Genomic DNA, 20,278 nt, shown 5'->3' with positions numbered 1-20,278 from the left:
GGAGTGCGCTGCTTACGCTCCCAGTCCCCGTGACAGGCGCCGTGGTACGGCTCATCAAGGGCAGACGGCACTGGTGATGGCGGTGGCGGGCGACGGAAGATGACGCGCGCTCCCTCGTCGTCCTGAACTCCCGGCGCCTCAGCGGTCGCCGCCGTACGCCGCCGCGATCTCTTGCGGTGTCGCCCAGCGGCTGTAGGTCGGTGACTGGGGCCAACCTTCGGGGGAGTCCTGCCACTCCTCCTGGCGGCCGTAGGGCAGAAGGTCGACGAGGGCGAACAGGTAGCTCAGCTGCTCGGTGCCGCGGCCGTCGGTGTGCCAGGTGCGGTAGACCGTGTCACCGTCGCGCAGGAACACGTTGACCGCGAACCCGCCGTTGGGCGGGGCACCGATATCGCTGCCGAACGTGCTGTTCGCCGTTGAGTACCACGTCATGGTGTTACCCACCTTGCGCCGGTAGGCGAGCGCCTCGTCGATCGGACCCTGGGTGACGATCACGAACCGGGCGTCGAACTTCTCGACGCCCGCGAGCCGGGTGAACTGGGAGGTGAAGCCGGTGCAGCCCCCGCACTGCCACTCAGCGCCCTCATGCCACATGTGGCTGTAGATGATCAGCTGCGGGTGATCGCCGAAGATCTCGGCGAGCCGGACGGGGCCCTCCTCCCCCTCCAGCACGTAGTTGGGCATCTCCACCATCGGCAGCCGGCGGCGTTGGGCCGCGATGGCGTCGAGCTCGCGGGTGGCGGCCTTCTCCCGCACGCGCAGAGCGGCCAGCTCCTTCTCCCAAGCGGAGGCGTCGACGACAGGGGGCAAGGCGTTGTTGCTGGTGGACATGGTTCCTCCGAGCGGTCGGGTGCCCTTCTGGAAGTACCGACTCCCCGTCCGGCCAAAACTCATCGGTCGCCCCTCGACGCTTTGACCCGCCGGGACCCTGGCACCACCACCGGACGACGAACCGACCAGTCGCCCGTCGGTTCGTCGTCCGAAGATCTGCTCATTCGCCTGGAGTGGGCCCGGGACCTGGTGGCAGCAGCCCTGAGCGAGGTCAGCGCCACCGCGGCCCGCGAGCGGCACCCGAATCCCTCCGACTAGAGACCACTGTCCCCCCGCCCCTGCCGCCGCGGCACCTGTGGAGCTGCCTGCGGGATGCTCCTTTCGACCGGGACAGGTTCTCCTAGGACCCCGCACACCCCGCCCTGGCGACTGCGTGCTGGGACCTTTTCACAGCTGTGAGGGGGTGTCGTGGTGGACCGGTCACTTGCGCCAGAACAGGTGGTGCGTCACCCCGCTCGGGCTGGGAACGACCTCCAGGTGGAACCGGTCGAGCAGTTCATCGGGGGAGTCCCAGAGTCGTACTCCGGACCCGAGCTTCACCGGTGAGACAGCCACGTGCAGGGTGTCGACGAGGTCGGCGTCGAGGAACTGCCGGATGGTGGTGGCCCCGCCGCCGAGTCGGACGTCCTTGCCCTGCGCCGCCTCACGGGCCTGTTCGAGGACCGTGGCAGGGTCGCCGTCGACGAAGTGGAACGTGGTGTCGGACAGGGTGAGCGAAGGACGCGTGTGGTGGGTCAGAACGAATACCGGGGTGTGGAACGGCGGCTCGTCACCCCACCAGCCCTGCCACTCATGGTCCTGCCAGGGCCCGCGCTGGGGCCCGAACTTGTTGCGGCCCATGATCTCGGCGCCGATGTTGCGGGGGAAGTCCCGCGTGAAGTAGTCGTCCAGGCCCCGGCTCCCCCCGGGGTCGGTGCGCATGGGCCAGCTCGCCGTGGCACCGGCCCATGCGAACAGCCTCCCGGGATCGACATGACCGAACGGCCTCTCGAGGGTCTGGTCCTCACCGGCACCGATCCCGTCACTCGAGACGCCGAAGTTCTGGACTCTCAAGAGCTGCGCCATGGGTTCCTCCTGTGGTGGGGGCGATAACAGTGGTGGGACTCCCCGGGCCAAGCAAACTCATCGCTACGTTCGTGACCGGTCAGAAACTCTGCTCACCAGCGTACCGACCTGTGAGGTTTGTGCGGTTTGGGCAGGCTCACCGTCGTGAGGTGTGTCCCTGGTGGAGCCTTCCAAGGTCCACCTGGTCATCGAGGCTTGAGCAGGTGTTCTTCAACTCGCTTCCTTGGACTGTGTCCGGCTGGCGGGGAGCGGTTGATCCTTGTTCCGGAACGGGGTACGCATGCTGCGATGGTGTGGTCGCGCGATGGGGACCAGGGTACCGTCCACGATGAGCACAGTGGCCCTTGCGAACCGCTTGCGGGCCGGAGCGCGAGTATCGGCCCGAGGTGGTCAATAGTGCGGTCCGCTGCCGATTTGGACACCCCGAACAGCTGGGCGAGCTGGCGTATCGTCAGGTTCGTGCGCCAGTAGGCCGTAACCAGCAGTGCCCGGTCCTCCAGGGGAAGACTCCACGGCCGGCCCTTGCGGACCGCATCAGCACCCTTCCGCCGCGGCGCGGTCACCAGTCTGCCGAACAGGCACGGGCTCAACCCGCCGAACGGCGCAGTCCAAGACGGCTCCGATACCGTGATCACACCAATCACAGCAAGATCGTCCCACCCTCGACCGGGCGCTTCAGGAGGCGGCCGGTCGCCCCTCTGAGGCACTCAGCCCTTGAGCCCAATGACAACCTCGGGCAGGGCATGGGACTCGGGGACGCGGATACGCGCGCGGACGAGTGTCCGCATCATCCCCGCGCCTGCCACCACAGCGCAGAGATTCAGCACCATCGCGACGGTGGGGTTCTCCGGCGGCATGATATCGGCAGGATCGGCCACCGCTACGTACAGCATGAGGGGTACCTTCCAGGCGCTCCATGCGAACAGTGAGCCCGATCCGACCCACCCGAACACCAGTGGGATCCAGCGCGGCAACCCGGCAGGACGCGCCCGGGCGACCGTCCAGACGGCAGCGGATCCGGCCAGGTCCCAGAATCCCCATACAGCGGCCAAGACGTAGCCGTCGGTGTTCCGCTCGGCCGGGTGGGTGATTCCCAGGGTGCCTCCGGCGGCCCAGTAGAGCCAGACCAGGCCGACCGCAGCGCCGACGACAGCCGCCCACGGCGGCGGCGTACGCGGACCGTCACCGACGCGCCCGGCGAACGCATCCGGCCAGCGGCGCCGCAGATACGCCGGGACGGCGACAGCCAGTCCCAGCCCCATTCCCACGAAGCTGAACTGGACGAGTAGGCCCTCCCAGACCGGCATGGCCGGGTCGTCACCGCCACCCTGCGAGTCACCGCCCACACTCAGGAAGGCATTGAAGAGAACGAAAGGCAGCACCGAGACGAGGAATCCCGACCCCACCCAGGAACAGAACGCGACGAGCACCCCCGGTATCCGCATCCCCCATGGCCGCACCAGCGCGAGGGCCAGAGCGATCCCGATCGCCGCCATACCGACCGTGACGATGTTGAGCACCACCCACTCCGCCAAACTGAAGCCATTACCGATCGGCAGCACCCCCACTAGGGAGCCGACCACCCACGAGACTTTGATCAGCAAGTACGGCGACAGCGCCAGAGCCGCCGCATACGCCGCGTTCCGCCCGACCCGATCCCAGCGTTCCACCCGAACTCCCCTTCCATCAGCAGGAATCCCAGCCTCCGGCCTTACCGGCCCGGCCACGTCCGCCGCCGGACGTATCTGCCTCCCCCGGGTGGGGGAGGCGGCGAGTGACAACTGAGTACCGAAGGACCACCACGACGAGCCCTCCCGCACAGTGCGGTGAGCGAGCCCTACGAGGAGTGCAACGTCGCCACGTGAAGGGACTGAGTGCACGACCCGCCAACTCGAGGGGCGCTCAGCCGCTTCACCCGTAGCCATCAGTTACGGGACGGCTCTGAGTGCTCGACAGGACTCGATTCGAACGCCTTGGAGCACACGGCCCGGCCGCCACGGCTGATCTGGGCGTCCATCGGGAGGCGGTTGCGCTCCGGGAGTACGAACGTCAGGAAGGTCATGGTCCGGCCCGCGGGGAGCCTCCCCGGGACTTCCTTGAGCGGGGTCGCGTGTTTGGTGTACCGCCGGTGAAGGCGCATGGTCCGCGGATGTTCTCGACGATGCTGACGGGGAGCCACAACGGGTGCGGGTCCGGCGCCGCCCCACACCCACCACGTCGGGCCGGTCGAACGGATCTGGGACTGCGGCGCCGGCCGATCCATCGGACCCCCGGGCCGACGACGGGGACAACGTCCGGCTGGGCGTGAACCTCGCCTGGATCACACCGGAGCCTGACGCCCTCCCCAGCCGCGGCTGCGCGGGCCGTAGCCGCCGCAGTCCGGCCCGATGGTCTCCCGCCGGCGCTCGGGGGGCGGGCGTCGGGCGGGGTATCGGTTCACCGGTGGGTCAGGGCCGAGGCGACGGTCGCGGTCAGGAGGAGGGTTGCTCCGAAGGCCGCGGCTCCGCGGGTGAGGGCCGCGGGGTAGGTCGCGTGGTCCCGGCGGGCCAGGTAGCCGGCTGCCGCCCCGGTCAGTGCGGCGACCAGGATGGTCAGGGCGCATGTGAGGAGGAGCAGGGCGCTGTGATCGGACACGGTGGCGGTCCCCTTCGGCGTGGTGGTGGAAGTCGCCCGCCGACTTGGCGGTGCAGCCCAATATGGGCAAAGTCGTGTTCAGCGGTGTGCGGCCGGACGAAGATGAACAGCGATGAACAGTCGGCATGGCGAGGGCGGGTCGGGGGGCGTGAGCGCGGAGGAATTCCGGGAACCGGCCGCCGCGCTGACCGAGTTGCGCGCGCGCCTGGAGGCAGCGCGGATCGCCAAGCGCCTCGCGAAGTCGGCGCTCGCCGGGCTTGCGGGCTTGGGACGAACCACCGTCAGCGCGGCCTTCAGCTGCTCGGCACCGCCACCTTCGGCGGAGACCGTGTACGCGGTGGCGCGGACCCTCGGGCTCCAGCCCCGCCCCCTCATGGAGCTGCATGCCCTCGCCACGCGTGCGGCGGGGGTGCCATCCGCGAGCGTGACGCAGGCGGCCGGGCTCCCAGCGGCTGGACGCTCGGCGGCCGGGCTCCCGGCGGCCGGCCCAAGGCCGGTGCGCGCTGGTCACCAGCCTGACCATGCCGACGAACGCGAGGCCGCCCGCGCCGACGAACGTCCGGTGGTCGGCGTCGTCGGACGGCCCATCGCGCAGTGCCGTCCGCACGACCTCGGTGTCCACCCTGCCGTGGACGCCCCACGACACGCGAGCGACTACCACTCGCCACGCCGGACCGACCGCCAGCCGCGGACGGAACCCCGGCTGCCCGGCTACGTACGCCGGCCGCACGACGCGGCGCTGGCCGATCTCGTCGCCGCCGCGGCAGCCGGCCGCAGCCGGATGGCCGTGCTGGTCGGTTCCTCGTCGACGGGCAAGACCCGCGCGTGCTGGGAAGCTGTACAACCCCTCGCGGAACAGGGCTGGTTGGTGTGGGACCCCCGCTACCCGTCGCATCCTGAGGCGGCACTGGCACAGACGGAACGAGTTGTGCCGCATACGGTGGTGTGGCTGAACGAGGCCCAGCACTACCTCGGAGCCGGCAGCGGAACGGGCGAACGGCTCGCCGCAGCCCTGCACCTGCTGCTCACCGACCCGGCCCGCGCCCCCGTCCTGGTCCTGGGCACCTTGTGGTCCTCGTACTCCCGGGCCTATTGCGTCCTTCCCGGAAGCGTCGGGCCGGACCCGCACCCGCAGGCGCGACAGCTGCTCGCCGACCGGCAGATCGTCCTGCCCGATGCCTTCGACCGGAAGTCGATCAAGGCTGCCGAGGCCCTGGCCGCCGCCGGCGACGAACAACTCGCCCATGCCCTGCAACACGCGGGCGACGGGCGGCTGGCCCAGTTCCTGGCGGGTGCGCCCGAGCTGCTGCGCCGCTATCGCAGCGCCTCGCCTCCGGCGCGCGCACTGCTGCAAGCGGCCATGGACGCGCGGCGCCTGGGCGTCGGCCTGCACGTTCCCTTGGCGTTCCTCGTCGAGGCGGCCGAGGACTACCTCACCGACGACGAGCGGGACGCCCTCGAAGACCACTGGTTCGAACAAGCCCTCGCCGATACGGGCGAGCCCGTCCACGGCAACCTCGCCCCCCTACGCCGGGCCCGCCCCCGTACGGTCCGCGAGGGCCCGGACGGAACGGGCGGACCTGGCGGTTCACCGGCGGTGAACGGTCCGCCGGCACCGGCCTGCCGACTGGCGGATTATCTCGAGCAGCATGGAGCCGGCGCGCGCCGACGGCTGTGCCCCCCGACGTCGTTCTGGGCGGCCGCGCACGAGCACCTCGGCGACCCCGACGAACTGCGCCTCCTGGCCCGGGCCGCCGGCCACCGCGACCGTGCGCTCTGGGCCCGCCGGCTGCTGGCCAGGGCCGTCGAAGCGGGCAGCACGGAATCCCTGAGCCGTCTGGCCGAGCAGTTCGAGCAGTCGGGGGACCGGGCGGCCGCCGAAACTCTGTACCTGCGGGCTGCGGAGGCGGGTGACCGCGACGGCCTTCTGCGGCTGGCCCGGGAACGCGAACGGGCCGGGCGATGCGAGGAGGCCGAACGCTTCGCACGGCAGGGCATCGATGCGAACCGCGGCTTCGTCCTGTACGAACTCGCGATGCTGCGCGCGGAAAGGGGAGGCCCCGCCGGGTGCGAGGACCTGCTGCGTCAGGCCGCCGCTGCGGGTCACGACTACGCCCTCGAAAAGCTCGCCGTCAGCCGGGAGCGGGCCGGAGACCTCGCGGAGGCACTGGTCCTCGCCCGGCTGGCCGCCGACAGCGACCAGCCGGGCGTGCTGCGCCGGCTGGCCATGGACCGCGAGTTCGCCGGCGATCTCACGACGGCCGAGGCCCTGTTCTGTGAGGCGGCCGACGCCGGTTGCACCTATTCCCTCTACTCGCTCATCGCACTGCGGGAGAAGGCGGGGGACAGGGCCGAAGCGGAACGGCTCGTGCGGCAGGCCGCGGACGCCGGTGACACCGACGCGCTGCGGCGGCTCGCGGCAGTGCGCAAAGCGGCCGGCGACGTCGTCGCAGCTGAGAACCTCTTCCGCGAAGCGGCCGACGCGGGCAGCGTCGCGGCCCTGGACGGGATGGCCTTGCTACGCGAGGACCTGGGCGATCACGTTGGCGCCGAGCACTACGCGCAGCGGGCGGCCGACGCGGGCATGACCTACTCGCTGTTCCGACTGGCCGAGAAGCGGAAGAAGGCGGGGGACCGGGACCGGGCCGAGGAGCTCGTTCTGCGCGCGGCCCGGGTTGAGAGCGTCCGGACGAGGGCACTGCAGGAGATCGCCCTCCTGCGCGAGGAGACCGGGGACCGCGACGGCGCCGAACGGGCTGCGCGACAGGCGGCAGAGGCCGGCAGTACCCAAGCCCTGGTCGAGCTCGCGGACATGCGCGAGAGGGCCTCCGGTAGGTGTGGCGGTGACGGAGCCGAGGAACTGTTCGAGGAGGCAGCCGCCGAAGGTGATCCGTACGCGCTGGGCCGGCTCGTCAGGATGCGCGAGGAAGCCGGCAACCACGAGGAGGCGGACCGCCTCGCCCAACAGGCCGCCGACGGAGGCGACACGGCAGCGCGGAAGCTGCTGGACGGACTGCGGGCGAAGCGGAAGCGCCGTCGCGGTCGGCCGTCTCTCTCGGAGATTGCCTGACCCGCTACGCCTGGCACCGCACCTCGCCGCGTTGCCGGAAGCCCGAGTACATCCAGTATTCGGGCCTTCCTCCACCTGGTGGCTTTGGAGGTCAGTTTTGGGTTCTGGCACAGATCTTGGGGAGCGATCGCGGAGAGTCATCGTGGTGTTCGATGATGTGGGAGGTTGAGCCTCGGATCCATGCCTAATGTTCTGCCTCACCCAACTTTGACTGTGGTCCGACGATGCTGGCATCCCACGCATGGACCTGTGCTGGGTCGAGGTGGAGCTCGTACGGGGTGCTGCATTCGCTGATCTCTGTTCCCACCGCAGCACCACATGGGCACAGCTGGTTCATGCCGCCCTGGCCAGTCCAGCCGCAGCAGCCTGCGTGATCCCCCTCAAGGTCGGGCAGCAGATCTGGTGCGTCGTCGGGATGGAGAACGATCGTGTTTCGGGGGCCTGCGGATATCAGGTACCCGTCTCCGTCAGGATCGCCGACACTTGGCCCTCCAGGAAACACCGCGACGGGTTCGTCGGTCGGCAGGAACGGGGCTCCCCATGGCTCTGGCTCCAGGGCGTAGTGCCCCATGTGCATCGTGGCCGGGGCCCGACGATACCCGTCGGGTCCGATTCGACCGTCGAACGCTGGCCTGACCAGGGTCTCGGACAGCTGCACAGCTCTGGTCAGAGGGCGGGCGCAGGCGGCACACACAAAAGTGATCACACGAGGTTCTAGCCCGCCCAACCCGCATCAGCAAGAGGATATTGCCGCGCTACTGCAGCAGGATCATCTTCCGGAGCAGGTGGGAACCAGCTCGCCCGTCGAGCTGCCTCTTGATCTTCCTAATGCGGTCCACGGCGCCCTCGATGCTGCCGGAACTCCAGTCCAGGGTGAGCCTGGCTGTCACGGCGTCGGGGTCTCGGAGCAGGTGGAGTGCGAATCCGGTGAGGCCGGGCAGCCGGCTGGCATCGACTGCGTCGATCCAGGTGGGCAGTGTGGAGCCGCGGCGGTCGGTGGGTATCTCGCCGAAGTCGCGGACGTGTCCGGCGGCCTTGTCCAGTTCGGGGCAGCGGGTCAGAACATCTTTCAGGCCGGCGCGGTCTTCCTCGGTCAGGGTCATGGGGTGCCGGGTGAGCCAGCCGGTCACCTGCCGCACCGTCGGCGGTCGGGTCGGTACCCCGGACGTAGTCCCGCGCAAGGTGGCAATGTGGGCGCGGACCATGCCGTACGTGACAGGAGCGTGCTCGGCAACCAACTCGCTGTGCAGTCGGGTGACGCTGGTGCATCCGGAGGTCACGGGACTTGGTCACCGCCGGGAGCCGGACGTGCGGTTCGGATCGGCGCGTATCGGCTGCTCCCGTCGCGGGATTCCGCTCAGTGCGACGCAGACCGGTCGACCCCGAACCCCTCACCCACCGGGTCGACGGGGCTGGGACATCCACCATCCGTGACGCGGTCACGACCGGGTGGTCGACCGCAACCATGGCCGGCGGTGCGGCGTGTGATCCGGTGGGGCGGCTTTCGTCCGTCCCCGACCGGAAGGCGAGGGGGGCCGATGACGCAGGAGCAGACCGGGGACACGACGTCGCAAACGAGACCGGGCACGAGGCGGCCCAGGACAGTGCGAGGCCATGTGCTGCGCTGGGTGTTCCGTTTGGTCATGGCTGCCCTGATCCTGCTGCTCGCCATGCGCACCTACGAGGAGACGGGCGTCGCGCACGCACGGTCGAACGGAACGCTGCACACGGCCGAGGCCACCATCACGAAGTTGACGTCCCATACGACGAGGGGGAGAGACGGCGGAGGGCAGGACGGGGGCAGCCGCGACTGGACCTTCACCACCAAGTACACGATCGAGCTGCGGGTCGGTGACGAGACGAAGGCGGTGGACGGCGTCCCGGACGATTCCGTGAACGACCTCCACAAGGGACAGCGGGTCGAGGCGGGCCTGTGGCACGGGCGGGTCGTGGAGATCGACGGATGTGACGTGTGGCCCGGCTGGCATCCAGGGGGATGGGACATCGCGCTGGTCGTGCTGTATCCGTTGATCATGGGGTATCTGATCGCCCTCTCCACGGCCGCGGCCGCGTACCTGGCCGGCCTCGGCGGCCGGGTGCGGTTGGAGCGGCAGCAGCGGCTGGGGCCGTGCGGGTCCGGGTTCCTCGTCGGAGTGGTGGCGATCTTCGTGCTCATCGTGTGCGCGGCCTTCGGGAACGGCATCGCGTACTGGCCGGTCGTTCCCGTTGGCGCCGGAACCGCCGCCGCGCTGGTCAGGCTGAGGGGAGCGCTGCGGCGGGCCCGGACCACCCATGTCGCTGACCCACCCAGCGGAAGCGCACCGACCCAGATCTGATGGCCCGGGCCCGGCCGCGTAAAGCTCTGTGGTCCGGTTCTGCACAACCGCGCCAGCGCGCCCGTCCTGCCCAGTTCGGTTGAACGCCACCTCGACATCCGGCCGCCATACCGGATCGGGTTTCCACGCCATGGACCAAGTCGAGCAGGGTCGGGAGCCAACCGGGTCAATCCGGGGCGGTGCCGGGCCACCTCGCGCGACTCCACCTGCTACGCCCCTGCCGCCACACCGCCTACCAGCGGCGGCCCCTTTCGGGACCCCATTGGCGGCCTTCGGGCGAGTGCGAGTCCCGTCCGTCCATCGACGGACGGGACTTGGTCCTCAGGCGGCGCCGGCCTTCGTGGCTTCCGCGGCCTCTGCGACATCGGCCGCCTGGGCGGCGGCCGGTCGCGGCTTGCGGACGAGCGGGAGCGTCGCGCACGCGGCGAGCAGGGACGCCGCGGCGATCGCGTACCAGCCGTGCTGGAACGCGGCGACAGCGTGTCCGGGGGCCGGGGTGCCGAGGATGCCGATCAGGATCGCGACGCCGAGGACCGCGCCGATCTGGCGGCCCATCGAGGTGATGGCCGAGCCGGTGGCGAAGCGGGCCGGCGGCAGGGCGGCCGCCGACGCTCCGGTCAGGACCGGGATGGTCATGCCGACGCCGAGGCCGGTCAGCATCATGCCGGGCAGGAGCGAGGCCGCGTAGGCCGAGCCGGTGTCGAGCGTCGCGGCCCACCACAGGATGCCGGCCGCGAACAGGACACTTCCCGCCAGCGCGATGCGGCCCGCACCGAATCTGGCGACGGCGGGCCCGATCCGCAACGCGACCGGTGGGACCAGCAAGGGACCCGGAGCGATGGCGAAGCCGGTTGCCAGAGCCGAGTAGCCCCACACACCCTGGCACCACAGCACCGCGCCGAGCAGCATTCCGGCGAACGCGACGCTGAACAGTGTCAGGGCGGCCGCGGCGGATGCGAACGCCGGAACCCGGAGCAGCGGCAGCTCGACGATCGGCACGGGATGGCGGGCCGAGCGCAGGACGAAGCAGACGCCGAGCAGCACCGCGGCAGCCAGGCTGCCGAGGGTGCCGGCGCTCGTCCAACCCCAGTCGGGCGCCTTGACCAGGCCGAGCGAGAGCGTTGCGATCGATCCTGTGAGAAGGGCGGCGCCGAACAGGTCCGGCAGCGGACTCTTCTTCGCCCCGGCGCGTGCGGGCGACGGCAGCACCTTGACGCCGAGCGCGAACGCCGCGATCCCCACTGGCACGTTGACGATGAACACCCAGCGCCAGCCGGCCTCGACCAGCAGCCCTCCGGCCACCGGTCCGAGTCCGGCGGCGATCCCGCCGATCGACGCCCAGGCCCGCACCGCCCCGGCGCGCTTCTCGGGCGCCGTCGTGTCGAGCAGCAGCGCGAGGGACGTCGGCATCAGCAGCGCAGCGCCGGCGGCCTGCACGAGCCGTGTCGCGACCAGCGTCCCGACGTTGGGAGCGAGTGCGCAGCCGACCGAGGCGAGGGTGAACACCGCCAACCCGGTCAGGAAGACCGGCTTGTGGCCGGAGCGGTCGGCGACGCGGCCGGCGACCACGAGGAGCGCCGCGAAGACGATCGCGTAGCCGTTGAGGACCCAGGAGAGGGAGCCGAGGCCGTTGCCGTCGAACGAGCGGCCGATCGCCGGGAGGGCCACGTTGACGATGAAGAGGTCGAGGTTCGACATGAAGACCGCGGCCGCGACCGTCGCGAACACGGCTCGGGACGCCCTTGGTGGGTTTGAAAGTCCAACTATCATGGATCGGAGGCTAGTCGTGTGGGTTTGAAAACGCAACGGACGCAGGAGAGGATGGGGACATGACCGCCGACACAAAGCAGGGCGAGAGTTCGGTTCCGCACCCCGAGGTGCCCGGCCGGCCGTGCTCCGCGGCCGCCGCGCTACAACTCGTCGGCGAACGCTGGGCCCTCCTGGCGATCCGCGAGATCTTCTACGGCAACCGGCGCTTCGACCAGATCGTCCGCAACACCGGCGCCCCCCGCGACCGCCTCGCCGCCAGACTGCGCGCACTGGCAGAGGCGGGCGTGGTCGAGCGCCGCGCCTACAGCGAGCGCCCCTTGCGCTTCGAATACCACCTCACGGAAGCCGGCCGCGATCTCGCACCGGTGATGCACACGCTGCTGGCCTGGGGCGATCGCTGGGCGGTGGACACTCCACCGGTCGTCTTCCGGCATCGCAGCGGCCCCGGCTCCGAGCACGACGCCGAGCACGACCTCGATCTCACGTCGACGTGCCGGACCTGCGGTGGGGAGGCCGGGTCGGGACGCCTCACGATCGACGTGCGGGCGCCTGGATGGGATCGGGCCGGGCCGATCGAAGGCTCCTGAACTCGGCCGCGATCAGGCGTGAGAGTCGCCTCGATTGGCCGGATAGGCAGCGCAGCCCCTTTGAAGGGGAGCGCTCTCAGGTCACTGACACGTCCTGGTCCGCGCGATCGCGGCTCCCGCGGTAGCACGCGTGGTTGCTGCCTGTGGTGGCGCTCTGGCCGTTGCCGAGGTCCGCTTACGGTACGACCGACACCTTGACCGCCTCATGCGACGGCGGCTGACCCACGCGCTGTGCTCGGTCTGCGCAAGGGCCCTCACCGGCTGGGACTTGGCGGGCGATCATGTCGGGCTGCTCGGCGATTTCGGGTCGGGGATGACGGCCGGCCGAGGGTGCTCGTGGTCGCCGATCCGCGCGAGCCACTCGGTGGCGATCGCATTCCGCCGCGCCGCTCCCATGGCGTCAGGAGTAGGTGATGCTGTGTCATAGGTCGAGCGACAGCAGGAATTCGGGGGACGCCATGGCCTACGAGGGAATCGTTGCGGCACCGCGGCTCCACCCCTGCCCGAGCTGCGGCCTCACTGACCGGATCTCCGGGGTCCCGGCGGTGTACGTGGCAGGGCGGAACCAGGTGAACATGGTCGTCTCCAGGACGGACGACCGGATGGAGCACACCGAGACGCGCCTGGTGACCACGGCCCTGTCGGACGCCCTGGCACCGGCGCCCACGGCACCTGCTGGTGTCTGGACGGGCTGCCTTGGCGTTCCCCTGCTGGTGGTGGCGATCGGGACGTTCATCGGGGGCGCGACCAGCGGGCACTGGTTCGGCGGCTACCCGGTGCCGCCGGCGGGTGCCCGGCTCCCGGCCGAGGCCCACCCCACCTACGCCTACCTCGGCGTCATCTCGCTGCTCGCGCTGGTGGCCGCGGCGAGCCTGATCGTCCCGGCCGTGCTCCGCGCGATCGACTTCGGGCGCCTGGTGGAGGCGGGCCGTCCGGCCGCTGAGCGACTGTGGTCGCGGGCTTGGTACTGCGGGCGCTGCGGAACGGTGTACTTCCCCCCACGACCGGGGGACCCGGCCGGGCCGCTCACCTTCGCGGACTTCAGAGCGGTGGTCTGGGCAGCAGGGGGTTACGGGCATCTGGCCCGTCCACACCGCACCCCGTGAAAGTCGGCTCGCGGCGCGGGTTGTCCCGATGAAGACCGTCTCGCGGTCGGGGTCAGATGTTCGGCCGCGGAGACGTCGCGCAGAGTCCGGATCCCGCAGGTGACCTGGGACCTCTTCAGCCTCGTCGCGGCGACGAACTGCCGGGTGTGCAGCCTGGCGGGCGGGCTTCGATCAGCGAGGTAGGAATCGCCGGGCGCCGCAGAGGAGTCGGTCGCAATCCTCGACGAGCTGGACCAGGTGCGCTGTTCGCCGACGCCCTGCCCGTGCTCGCGGTGGCGCCGGCCGACCTGGGACTCCGGGGGCGGCCGAAGTCACCACCCGGGCCCTGGCGATGATGCGGGAGCAGGCCGCGATCAACCCCGTGGCACGACGGGGCGACCTTGCCCTGGCACTGACGTCCCCGACCGGGTGCGGGCCGAGGCCGCGATCGACCTCGCCGAGGGCCTGGCCGCCGTCACGGAGGCGGTCGGCTTCATGCGCGAGCTCATGGCCGAGGTCCAGCAGCCGTACGCGCCCGCCCGCGCGGAGGCCCACGCCCTGGATGGCCGGCTGCGGGCGATATCGCCGCCGTCCAGCGACGGGTGGCTGGGCGGCGGGCTCTGGCAGACTTCCCGGATTGAGGTGTCCGGAGGATGATCAACCGCACTGCGAGGATCGCTGGGACAGGGACCTAACCGGACGCGTGTCCCGGCGGTGCTGCTGCACTCGGTCGTGCGCGGCCCTACCCCGCCTTCCGGGTGAGTGCTGCGCCGGCCGGGACTTCGCCGGACAGTTGGCCCAACAGATCGCTGAGGCCGCTCGCTCCACCCCATTTCCCACGCTGGCCAAGCCGACGCCTTGCGGTGAGCACGAGCGCGCGCGGCATCAGGGGCGGCGGCAGGCGCCCGCTGTGGTGCCGCCTCCGGCGGGTCGGCAGATGTAGACGATGTCGGCCGCACGATGGCTGAGGTATCGGCCCACGCACTGGTTCGGCGTTGTGCGGCCGCGCTCCGCACAGAACGCCACGGCCGCGCTCCCGTCCGCGTAGGGGCCAGGAGCGTAGACGACCCAGTAGCCCGCCCGGAGCGAGGCGAAGTCGTCACTGCGCAAGACGATGGCCTCCGGGACCTGGCGGCGCACGATCGTCAGCTGCCGGTCACGGGCAACCGGCTCCGAAACTATCGGCTCCGACCACAGTTGGGCTATCCAGGTGTCTGCAGAGTCCTCGCCGGCCGGACGGTTGTCGGCGGTCGCAGTGGTTGGTAGCGGGTCGGTCGTGCGCTCCGGCGCTGCGACGCTTGTCGGCAGTGTCGGCAGTGTCGGCAGGGTCGGCGTGGTGGTCGTGGCATGCGTTTCGCTCTTGTTCGGGGCGGCGCTTGCGCTGGTGGTCAAGGAGGCAGGCGGCGCCTGACCTTCAGTGCGCTCGGGTCCGCCGTTCCGCAGTGCGAACACCAGAACGCTCACGAGCGCTGCGATGACGATGACGGCTCCGACGGCCAGGACTTCGGGCCGCTTCCGCCTGCTTGCGGGTACGGGTCGAGGGGAGTCGAGTTGTGTCGGTGAGTGCGTCAGCACCGAGCTCGGCGTGGCCGCTACGGCGTCCGCAAGCATCGCATCCAACCGAGATGCGTCAGGCCTCATACCGGCGTCCTTCGAAAGGAGTTCGGCCAGTACGGGCCCCAGTGGCCCGGCCCTTAGGGGCCGTGGCACCGGTTCGTCGAGAACGGCGGCGAGGGTGGCCAGAGTGTTGGGACGTCGCATGGGGCTTACGCCCTCCACCGCAACGTAGAGCAGCATGCCCAGCGACCACAGGTCAGAGGCGGGATTACCCTCCTCGCCGCGGATCCGTTCGGGGGCCATGTATTCGGGAGTGCCTATGAGGTGGCCGGTAAGGGTCAAGGCCGTGGCGTCCTGGACAGCAGCGATACCGAAATCGGTGAGGACGGCCTGGCCGTCCGTGCGCAGCAGGACATTCGCCGGCTTCACGTCCCGGTGGTGGATGCCCACCGCGTGCGCGGCTCGCAGGGCTGCTAAGAGGTTCCGGCCGATCCCGGCCGCGATGTGCGGCAGGAGCGGAGCGGTGGCGATGACCTCCTGCAATGAGGGTCCTGGCACCAGCTCCATCACCAGCCACGGATAGGGCCCCTCCTCTACGACTTGATGAATCGTCACCACATGTGGATGGCTGAGCCGTGCCAGCGCGCGCGCCTCGCGCAGGACCCGCTCGCGCAGAACAGGGTCGGTGGCCGGGAGGTCTGCCGTCAGGACCTCCTTGAGTGCGACCTGGCGATGCAAGATCATGTCCCTGGCGCGCCATACCGTTCCCATTCCGCCGGCGCCGAGCCGCTCCAGCAGCTCGAAGCGCCCATCGATGACATCACCTGCATCGCTCAAAAGCCCACCCCCTCCACCCCTTCGGAGAGTAGCGGTGAGCCGCGCACCGGGGCGGCTTTCTATCCTCAAAGGGTCCATTCCGACACAACCTTGCAGCACGGGCGGACCGGGTTGTCATGCGCACCATTCGCAGCCACCGCATCGCCCTGGGCCCCACTCTCGTCGGCACCGACGCCCACCGGTCCGACAACGCCACCAGCGCGGCCATCAGCATGCGGAGCCCCGCGCACAGACCGCAGCGCGAAGTGTTCTTCCGCGCCCCCATGGGCATCTACCGCTGCCCAACTGGTTGCTGCTCCCCGATCAAGCTGTCGCCGGGGTTGCGGCTCGTGCTGCTCCCGCCCGCGCCGGCGATGGTTAGCGCATCCGGTGATCGAGCGCAAGCGCCGTTGCACGCGCGCCTTCGCTCTGCAACAGCGCCGCCATGGGCGTGCTCGGGCAGAAAGGATCGGCACACCGATCGACTCGACCACCCCGGAGGGAACATGAAGAAGCACCCACGTATCGGCACGCTCTTCGCTCACGGCAGAGGAGGGCTTGTGCCCGCTGATTTCAGTGAACGATGCCGGACCTCGCCCGCACTTCGGTCAACCCGCACCGTGGGTCGAACCCTCGCCTCGACCGTGGTGGCCTTCTTACTGGCTCTCGGGTTCATGACCGTCCTGTCCCCGAGTGCCAGTGCCACGTCGACCAACAACTGTGCCTGGTCGGAGAACGCCTCCACCACCTGCCTCGACGTCTACGGCAGTGGCCTCAACGTCGCGTGGGTCGAAGTCACCAATGTCGGCGGCAAGACGACCATCTGCAACTACAAGGTCCGCTTCTGGGGCACGGGGGGATACTGGGAGTCGCCGATGCAGAACCGCTGCGTGCCAGGGGCGGCATGGGTGTCCATGACCATCGGTCACAACTTCCCCGACGGTTCGCTCGTCTATGGCCAGTTCTACACGAACGGCCATTGGCTGACCGGCTCACCGGCGACTCGAATCCACCGGTAGGTGTGGCGGAGCCCCACCGGTAGGTGTAGCGGAGCGGCGTAGGCAAAGGGGTCGCCTGCGCCGCTCCGGCACGGGAGGCTCCGGAAGCCGGACCAACCGCGCAGACGGGCTTGCGGATCCTGGGCCGGGCGATGAGCGAGGCGGCGACGCCGCTCTGCGGCGACGGCCTTCGGCAAGCGCCTGTCGCGGATCGTGGGGCGGGGACGTAGGTGATCGTGCTGGTCGATTGCCGCGCGCGGAGGAGTGGCGGGTGGGGCGTGCCGGCCACGGGGGCCGACGTCCCCGCCGTTCGCAGTTGGCAGGCGAGCCGATCAGCGAGGAACGTCCTACTGCTGGGCACTCTCGCGTACGTGACGGGCGAGGCCGCTCCACCAGCCGGAGAGATGCTGCGTGGGTGCGGCCTGGGCCTGCTCCTCCACGAGCCGTGTGAGCAGGTCCAGTTCGCCGGCCATGGCGAAGCCGTACACGAGCCTCTTGAGCACGCGGGTCTGCCCGATGGCGTCCGTGGCGGATCCGGTGTGCTGGTGGAAGACGGCGCGCCAGTAGCTCTCCGGGCTGCGGCCCCCGATGTGCCCCAACGCGTGCACTGCCGCCAGGACGACTTCTTTGGGCAGACCCCGCGCGAGGGTGAGATCGGCGACCACGTCCCGCTGGCCGTGCCCGCCGAGGACGCGCAGAGCGTCGAGCATCGGAACGGCGCGTACCTCGTCGCGCAGGGTCGCGGTCTGCCGCAGGTCTGCGGCCAGGGCGGCGGCGACCCTTGGTCCATAGGGGCTGGCGTGCAGCAGCATCGCCGCGTAGAGCCGCACGTCCGCCACGGGGTGGTGCAGCAGGTCGTCCACGATGCCGCCCAGCACAGCGGTCGCATGGTCGCCCAGCCGGGCGATGATGCGCGACACGACGATCGATGCCACGGCCGTATCGGTCAGCGATCCGTGCACGACGATGGCCTGGACGACGGGGTGGCGATCGGCCGCGGCGCCGGTGAGCCGCGCGGCGTGGGCGGCGGACAACGGTAACTGGTGCAGGAGCACTGCAGCAGCCTCCACGACGGACCCCGGGTGCGCCGCTCGCGGACCACTGGTCAGCACACCCTCCACCACGTCCACGAGCGTCCGGGTCTGCTCAGGGGTGAAGTGATGTTTGCGGGTCTTTCGCGCTGAGGCCAGCAGAGCGCCGTACAAGCTGTCGGTGGTGGTGGGATCGGTGAGCTGGCGCAGCACGGCTCGTCCGGCATCGGGGTGCGGGCTGCCGTCCAGTGCGCACACCGCCTCGATCAAGCCGGCATGCTCGGCTTGCTCCGCAACACCGGAGCACACGGCGATCGCCTCCGGCCCCCACTGCGGGTCGGCCATCAGCCGGCCCAGTGCCTCGAAGCGGCGCATCCAGGAAGCTCCGCCGGAGACCAGGGTCTCCTCCAGCAGCCGTTGCACCACGGCCTCGCGGATGCGGCTCGGGGAGACCTGCCCGCCACCGTAGGCGGCCCACCGGGTCAGCTCGTCCCAGTCGGCCGCGCTGAGCACTCCACCATCGAGGACGCGGTCGAGGAGCAAGTCGACGCGCCGGTCCCGGCCCGCGGGCGGTGAGCCGTCGCCAGAGCGGAGGAACGCTGCCGCGGCGGGACCCCCCTCGTGGCGGGCGATGGTCTGGATCGGCAGAAGCAAGCGGTACGGGAGGAGGCCGAGCACCTCTTCGTAACGGCGGACGGACGAGGCGGTCACCGGAACGAGGCCGTTCTCCCAGCGTGACAGGCAGCTTGGGCTGCCTCCTGCGTACTGCCAGTCCTCGCGGTAGACGGAGGCGAAGCCGGTCAGCCGCCGCAGTGCCGGGTCGGCATGACTCAGCCGATGCGCCCGCAGTAGCCATCCGGCCCGCACTTGCCAGGGGACCAGCCGGAGGACCGGAGGCCCTGCCGCAGCCGTTTGTGCCACGTCTGTCCCCCTGGCTCGCCCGCCACCCCCACCGGAACTGTCCGGCTTACTCCACATTGGACCGCTTCCTCGACCGCGGCGAGGCGGTTTCCGGACGGCGGGACAGGGGCGCTGGTCGTGGAAGGGGGGTTAATGAGCTCCAACGCGCTCATATGCGGTCATATGCGGTCAATTAAGCTCCGATGCGCTCCAGGGACGAGCCCGCACACGGATGACCACCCCGGACAACCGGCGCCCGGGTTGGGCCCGGTGATCGACTCTTCCTGGACGAGGGCGGGCGACGTCGGCGGAACGTGCGGCGGCGACCGCCGTGTATGACCAGCCGGGCAGCGGGACCCCCGATCCGCAGTGCTGTCAGTCGAAGACACAACTACTGACGCCGGCGGGCAGGCTGGGGTAGGAACTCACCTTGTTCTTCCATGAGACGGGGAGGTTCACCCGGCCGTTGGGGGCAATGCGCACGTAGTTCCCTCCCAGGTTCTTGTCCCAGAAGACGCAGACGTACCTGGTGCTCATGTTCGCGACGGAGTTGGCCCGGTCGTTCCACCCATAGCCCGGGGCCGCCAGATTCGGGTTGTACTTCACCGCGTTCTGGTCGTCGTAGATGTCCCCGCCCGCGTTGTCGTAGTCCCACATGCACCAGTCGCCGGCCTCGCACTGAGCCCAGCTGTTCGCACCAGCAGGAGACTGCTGACCGGCCGAAGCGGCCGAGGCGCCGCCGATGGTGAAGGTGCTGGCCAGCACGATCGCCGTGAGCGCCCGCGTAACTTTGATCATTGGGTTCCCTTCGAGAGCGCAGGCATGTCCGGGCGAAATGCTCGCGCACCGGGCTGCACCTGCACGGAGCCAAGTCTGAGCCAGAATCCCCACCTACGGTATGCGGCGTCAAGGCAGCGATTCCTCCACGGACGGAGAACACCGGGGTGCTGCCGGTTGACGTGAATATCGCGGAGAGGACATGTGACGTGCAGGTGCACTGCGGAGGGCGTCGGGTGAGCGGGCTATGGCGTGCGGTCTGGTCGTTGTTCGCTGTTGGCCGCGGGCCTGCCGCTGTCCACCCATACGGATGCGCCGAGCCGCTGGTTGCGCCGGGCCGGACGAGTCGGTGGAGGTCCTAGTGGTGGTGGAACGCGTTGCCCCTGCACCGGTAGCTCTATGCGACCCCCGGTTGGTGGAAGAGGTCACAGACGACATCGCCACAGTGAGCACGTGGTGGTTGGAGGGCGGCCCCGACGAGACACGTTTCGTCTTCGACGTCTGGTCGGACACCCCCAGGCCAATTGCCGACCGACGTCTGACTTGCCGGCTCTGTTCAGGACTTCCGGTTCCGGGTCAACGTCTGTGCAGCGATCACCGGGCGTGCCCGCCGACGTTGGAGGACACCTTCAGCCAGTTGCCCGAAGCCGAGCGGGCTTCCAACTCGTTCGCAAGCGAGTTCTCCTCGCATGACGGAGAGCGGCGGCTGCACGGAAGTTGAACCAGGCCCCACAAGGGCTCTGGTCAGCTCTATTTGGTCGCGTACACAGGGTGACTGTTGATCTTCGCCTTGGCGGGTCTAGTGGTCGTAGGCGGTCAGC

The 20,278-nt window shown here is 69.9% G+C and carries 16 protein-coding genes and 1 pseudogene; 7 read left to right on the top strand and 10 right to left on the bottom strand.

Annotated features, from left to right (window positions below):
* Positions 1-138: 138 nt before the first annotated feature.
* Entirely contained in the window at positions 139-831 is a 693-nt protein-coding gene (locus C8250_RS01140) for a DUF899 family protein (RefSeq protein ID WP_138351667.1), read from the bottom strand.
* Between the two features lie 81 nt (positions 832-912).
* On the opposite strand from C8250_RS01140, the gene C8250_RS01135 reads away from it, so the two are divergent.
* Positions 913-1,089, top strand: coding sequence for a hypothetical protein (locus tag C8250_RS01135; RefSeq protein WP_187144679.1), 177 nt, complete (start codon positions 913-915; stop codon positions 1,087-1,089).
* A gap of 162 nt (positions 1,090-1,251) precedes the next feature.
* Here C8250_RS01135 and C8250_RS01130 read toward each other — a convergent pair whose 3' ends face one another.
* The 4 genes and pseudogenes from C8250_RS01130 to C8250_RS01115 form a co-directional block, all read right to left on the bottom strand.
* On the bottom strand, positions 1,252-1,896 hold the full coding sequence (locus tag C8250_RS01130; RefSeq protein ID WP_138351666.1) for a dihydrofolate reductase family protein: 645 nt from the start codon (positions 1,894-1,896) through the stop codon (positions 1,252-1,254).
* A gap of 306 nt (positions 1,897-2,202) precedes the next feature.
* Positions 2,203-2,540, bottom strand: a pseudogene (locus C8250_RS01125) (transposase family protein); the annotation flags it as partial.
* A 63-nt stretch (positions 2,541-2,603) separates the two neighbouring features.
* Positions 2,604-3,566 carry a hypothetical protein gene (locus C8250_RS01120; protein ID WP_138351665.1) on the bottom strand — a complete coding sequence of 321 codons (963 nt, stop codon included), beginning with the start codon at positions 3,564-3,566 and terminating at the stop codon, positions 2,604-2,606.
* A gap of 766 nt (positions 3,567-4,332) precedes the next feature.
* Positions 4,333-4,530 (bottom strand): hypothetical protein, encoded by a 198-nt coding sequence (locus C8250_RS01115; RefSeq protein WP_138351664.1) that lies wholly within the window; start codon positions 4,528-4,530, stop codon positions 4,333-4,335.
* A 112-nt stretch (positions 4,531-4,642) separates the two neighbouring features.
* Between C8250_RS01115 and C8250_RS01110 the strand changes: the two genes are divergently transcribed.
* Complete coding sequence (locus C8250_RS01110) at positions 4,643-7,600, top strand: transcriptional regulator (protein WP_138351663.1); 2,958 nt, start codon at positions 4,643-4,645, stop codon at positions 7,598-7,600.
* A gap of 755 nt (positions 7,601-8,355) precedes the next feature.
* Here C8250_RS01110 and C8250_RS01105 read toward each other — a convergent pair.
* Positions 8,356-8,880, bottom strand: coding sequence for a transposase (locus C8250_RS01105; protein WP_138351662.1), 525 nt, complete (start codon positions 8,878-8,880; stop codon positions 8,356-8,358).
* A gap of 363 nt (positions 8,881-9,243) precedes the next feature.
* On the opposite strand from C8250_RS01105, the gene C8250_RS01100 reads away from it, so the two are divergent.
* Positions 9,244-9,936 carry a hypothetical protein gene (locus C8250_RS01100; protein ID WP_138351661.1) on the top strand — a complete coding sequence of 231 codons (693 nt, stop codon included), beginning with the start codon at positions 9,244-9,246 and terminating at the stop codon, positions 9,934-9,936.
* 321 nt (positions 9,937-10,257) lie between these two features.
* Here C8250_RS01100 and C8250_RS01095 read toward each other — a convergent pair whose 3' ends face one another.
* Positions 10,258-11,664 (bottom strand): MFS transporter, encoded by a 1,407-nt coding sequence (locus C8250_RS01095; RefSeq protein ID WP_244808932.1) that lies wholly within the window; start codon positions 11,662-11,664, stop codon positions 10,258-10,260.
* Between the two features lie 101 nt (positions 11,665-11,765).
* Here C8250_RS01095 and C8250_RS01090 point away from each other — a divergent pair, with 101 nt between their 5' ends.
* The 3 genes from C8250_RS01090 to C8250_RS01080 all read left to right on the top strand — a co-directional run bounded on the left by C8250_RS01090 (position 11,766) and on the right by C8250_RS01080 (position 14,035).
* A complete protein-coding gene (locus C8250_RS01090) occupies positions 11,766-12,293 on the top strand; it encodes a helix-turn-helix domain-containing protein (RefSeq protein WP_138351659.1) in 528 nt (175 codons plus the stop codon).
* 458 nt (positions 12,294-12,751) lie between these two features.
* Positions 12,752-13,399 (top strand): hypothetical protein, encoded by a 648-nt coding sequence (locus tag C8250_RS01085; protein WP_138351658.1) that lies wholly within the window; start codon positions 12,752-12,754, stop codon positions 13,397-13,399.
* Positions 13,400-13,807: 408 nt separating this feature from the next.
* Positions 13,808-14,035 (top strand): hypothetical protein, encoded by a 228-nt coding sequence (locus C8250_RS01080; RefSeq protein WP_138351657.1) that lies wholly within the window; start codon positions 13,808-13,810, stop codon positions 14,033-14,035.
* 228 nt (positions 14,036-14,263) lie between these two features.
* On the opposite strand, the gene C8250_RS01075 is transcribed toward C8250_RS01080, so the two are convergent.
* Complete coding sequence (locus C8250_RS01075; protein ID WP_244808931.1) at positions 14,264-15,772, bottom strand: serine/threonine-protein kinase; 1,509 nt, start codon at positions 15,770-15,772, stop codon at positions 14,264-14,266.
* 116 nt (positions 15,773-15,888) lie between these two features.
* On the opposite strand from C8250_RS01075, the gene C8250_RS01070 reads away from it, so the two are divergent.
* On the top strand, positions 15,889-16,770 hold the full coding sequence (locus tag C8250_RS01070) for a hypothetical protein (RefSeq protein ID WP_138351656.1): 882 nt from the start codon (positions 15,889-15,891) through the stop codon (positions 16,768-16,770).
* A 326-nt stretch (positions 16,771-17,096) separates the two neighbouring features.
* Here the strand turns inward: C8250_RS01070 and C8250_RS01065 are convergent, their stop codons facing one another.
* Together C8250_RS01065 and C8250_RS01060 are read right to left on the bottom strand one after the other, a co-directional pair.
* Positions 17,097-18,701, bottom strand: a complete 1,605-nt coding sequence (locus tag C8250_RS01065) for a hypothetical protein (RefSeq protein WP_138351655.1) — start codon at positions 18,699-18,701, stop codon at positions 17,097-17,099.
* 354 nt (positions 18,702-19,055) lie between these two features.
* Complete coding sequence (locus C8250_RS01060) at positions 19,056-19,478, bottom strand: peptidase inhibitor family I36 protein (RefSeq protein WP_138351654.1); 423 nt, start codon at positions 19,476-19,478, stop codon at positions 19,056-19,058.
* Between the last annotated feature and the right edge of the window lie 800 nt (positions 19,479-20,278).

The sequence above is a fragment of the Streptomyces sp. So13.3 genome, assembly GCF_005860785.2.
Taxonomy (GTDB): Bacteria; Actinomycetota; Actinomycetes; order Streptomycetales; family Streptomycetaceae; genus Actinacidiphila; species Actinacidiphila fildesensis.
This window is presented reverse-complemented; position numbering and strand designations above follow the sequence as displayed.